Annotated in this window: 2 protein-coding genes; one reads left to right on the top strand and one right to left on the bottom strand. The window is 62.8% G+C overall.

The features are described from left to right. Window positions 1–180 (bottom strand): hypothetical protein (locus tag ABSG20_RS32980; RefSeq protein WP_423868632.1); only part of this gene is annotated, 180 nt, incomplete at its 3' end. Between ABSG20_RS32980 and ABSG20_RS32975 the strand changes: the two genes are divergently transcribed. Beyond that, the coding region (locus ABSG20_RS32975; RefSeq protein WP_423868631.1) for a beta strand repeat-containing protein at window positions 179–3,312 on the top strand (3,134 nt) is incomplete at its 3' end. The two genes, ABSG20_RS32980 and ABSG20_RS32975, sit on opposite strands and share 2 nt — an antisense overlap.

The raw sequence follows: 3,312 nt of genomic DNA, 5'->3' as shown, positions 1-3,312 counted from the left end.
TGCCAACATCACCACCAATGGCGGCGCGTTGACGCTGACCGCCGGCCGTGACGTGAATGTCACCAGTGCCACGATCGCTACCGGTGGCGGCAATCTCACTGCAACGGCGAGCACGTCCAGTGCTGCGGCTGCCATCACCCTGACCAATGCGACGATCATAAGCTCTGGAAACGTGAACATGAGCGGGACGTCGGCCTCCGGCGACGGGGTGGCGCTGTTGGGATCAAATTCCTTCACCAACAGCGGCGGCGGGTCATTTTCGGTGACCGGCACCAATACCGGCGCCAACAACAATGCCTTTAGTTTCATTACAGGCGCCAGCCTTACCACGTCGGGCAACATGACGTTGTCGGGGACTATACCCATCACCGGCAACTACCAGAGTGATGGCGTCTTCTTTCAGTCAGCCAACAGCGTGACCGATTCCGCTGGCAACCTGACGATCCATGGAACGGCCGTGAACGCGACCGGCGTGTTCTTTAACACCGGCGCAATGTCGCTGACCAACTCCGGCGGCGGGACGTTTGCAGTCAACGGCAACAGCAGCACCTTCTGGGGGATCGGCCTCAACACCGGCGTGAGCCTTACTTCGCACGGCAATCTGACCCTTACCGGCGTGGCGAACAGCGGCCAAGGCGTCTTCCTGAACAACGCCAACACCGTCGCCGACGCCGCCGGCAACCTCACGATCAACGCAACATCAAACTCCAGTTTTGGTTTCACGATCAACCAGGGCAACAATACGCTGAGCAACTCCGGCGGAACGTTCGCGATCAACGGCACCAGCGGTACGTTATGGGGGGTCTTCCTGAATGACAATGTGGGGTTCACCTCAACCGGGAACATCAGTCTGACCGGGAATTCGAACAGCAGCTTTGGTATCAACTTCAACAACGCCAACAGCGTCACCGACAGCTCGGGAATTCTGTCCCTCGTGGGCACGTCGACGTCGAGCAATGGCGTCTGGTTCAATGCCGCGACCACGACGCTGACCAATTCGGGGGGCACGCTCTCGATGAGTGGCGTCAGCGGTTCCGGCAACGGCATCGCCATGTTCACCGGCACCGGCCTGACGACGTCGGGTACGATGGCGATTTCCGGCAGCTCGACCAGCGGCAATGGTTTTGTTGCCCAGGGCAGCGACGCGGTGACGATATCAGGCGGCGCGCTGACGATCAACGGGACGACCGCCTCCGGTGCAAAGGCCGGCTTCGATACCTCCTCCAGCGGCAACAGCATCACCAACAACGGCGTCAACAATGGCACCCGTACGCTGACGCTGAACGGGACCGGTGGCGACAGACTGGGGGCGACGATCTCGTCTACGGCAGGCGATGTCGTGATCAGCGACACCGGCGCGGTCACGCAGTCGGGCGGGACCATCACGGCCGGGAATTTGCTGCTGTCGGGAACGGGTTCATTCGCGCTTGCCCAGGCCAACAGGATCGGCACCATCGCCGCCAATGTCGGCTCTGTTTCATTCAACAACAATCAGGCGCTCACCACCGGAACCGTCCAGGGTAAATCCGGTATTGCGGCCACGGGCGCGGTAACGGTCACCACCACCGCGGGGAATTTGACGATTGCGGCCGCCGCGCCGATCACAGGCGCAAGCGCGGTGCTGGCGACGGCAGCAGCCTTCATCAACAACGCAGGCGGCAGCGCGGTGACCGCGACCGCCGGACGCTGGCTGATCTATTCGAATGCCCCTGGGGGCGACACCTTCGGCGGCCTCAACAGCTTAAATACCGCGATCTGGAATGCGACCTATGCGAGTTTCCCGCCGGCCAGCGTGGCGGCGTCCGGCAACCGCTATCTATTCGCCACCCAACCAACGCTGACGTTTACCTCGACCAACGCCTCGAAAACCTATGGCACGGACGCGACGTCCTTGATCACGGGCAACTACGCGATCGGGGCCTATCAGAACGGCGTGGCAGGCGCCTTTCTCACCGACACGGCGGCAAATGTGTTCAGCGGGGCGCCTGCGGTGACTTCGACGGGAGCTGCCCCAGGCGCCAGCGTTGCGGGCGGGCCGTATGCCATGAGTATCGCCCAGGGGGCGCTGTCGGCGCTGTCCGGCTACGCCTTCAGCTACGTGAGTAGTGGGCAACTCGCCGTCGGTGCCGCGCCGGTCAGCGTCACCGCGGTTAACGGCTTCTCGACCTACGGATCGTTTCCGGCAAACGCGGGTCTGTCCGCAACGGGTCTGCAGAACGGGCAAAGCGTCAGCGTGCTGACCGGGCTCAGCAATGGCATCACCAATACCACCAACGCCGGCAGCTACACGGCGAACGTCACGGGCGCGCTGACCAATTCCAACTACACGGTTGCCGGCACCACCAGCGGAGGCTGGACCGTCAATCCTGCGCCGGTCAGCGTCACCGCGCTCGGCGGCTCCTCGACCTACGGATCGTCGCCGGCGAACCCGGGTTTGTCGGCCACCGGTCTGCAGAACGGGGATAGCGTCGCCGCACTGACCGGGCTCGGCAACTCGTTCGGTATCAGCAACATCAGCAACGCCGGCAGCTACGTGCTTAATGTCGCGGGCACGCTGACCAATTCCAACTACAGCGTCGCCAGCACCACCAACGGAAGCTGGATTGTCAATCCCGCTTCCGTCACCGTCACCGCGCTCGGCGGCTCCTCGACCTATGGCTCATCGCCGGCGAACCCGGGTTTGTCGGCGACCGGTCTGCAGAACGGGGATACCGCCAGCGCACTGACCGGGCTCGGCAATTCGTTCGGCATCAGCAGCACCAGCAACGCCGGCAGCTATACGCTTAGCGTCGCGGGCACGCTGACCAATTCCAACTACAACGTGGTCGGCCTCACGAACGGAAGCTGGACCGTCAATGCTGCTTCCGTCAACGTTACCGCGCTTAACGGCTCCTCGACCTACGGATCGTTGCCGGCAAACGCGGGTCTGTCCGCGACGGGTCTGCAGAACGGGGATAGCGTCAGCGCGCTGACCGGGCTCAGCAATGGTATCAGCGGTACCAGCAACGCCGGCAGCTACACGGCGAACGTCACAGGCACGCTGACCAATTCCAACTACACGGTTGGCAGCGCCACCAGCGGAAGCTGGACCGTGAATCCTGCTTTCGTCACCGTCACAGCGGCAAGCGGCTCTTCGAGCTATGGCTCATCGCCGACGAATCCGGGTCTATCGGCGACCGGTCTGCAGAACGGGCAGAACGCCGGCGTGCTGACCGGGCTCAGCAATTCATTCGGCATCAGCAACACCAGCAACGCCGGCAGCTACACGCTTAACGTCGCGGGCACGCTGACCAATTCCAACTACAGCGTCGC

The sequence above is a fragment of the Bradyrhizobium sp. genome (assembly GCF_049512235.1).
In the GTDB taxonomy this organism is placed as follows: Bacteria; Pseudomonadota; Alphaproteobacteria; order Rhizobiales; family Xanthobacteraceae; genus Bradyrhizobium.
This window is presented reverse-complemented; position numbering and strand designations above follow the sequence as displayed.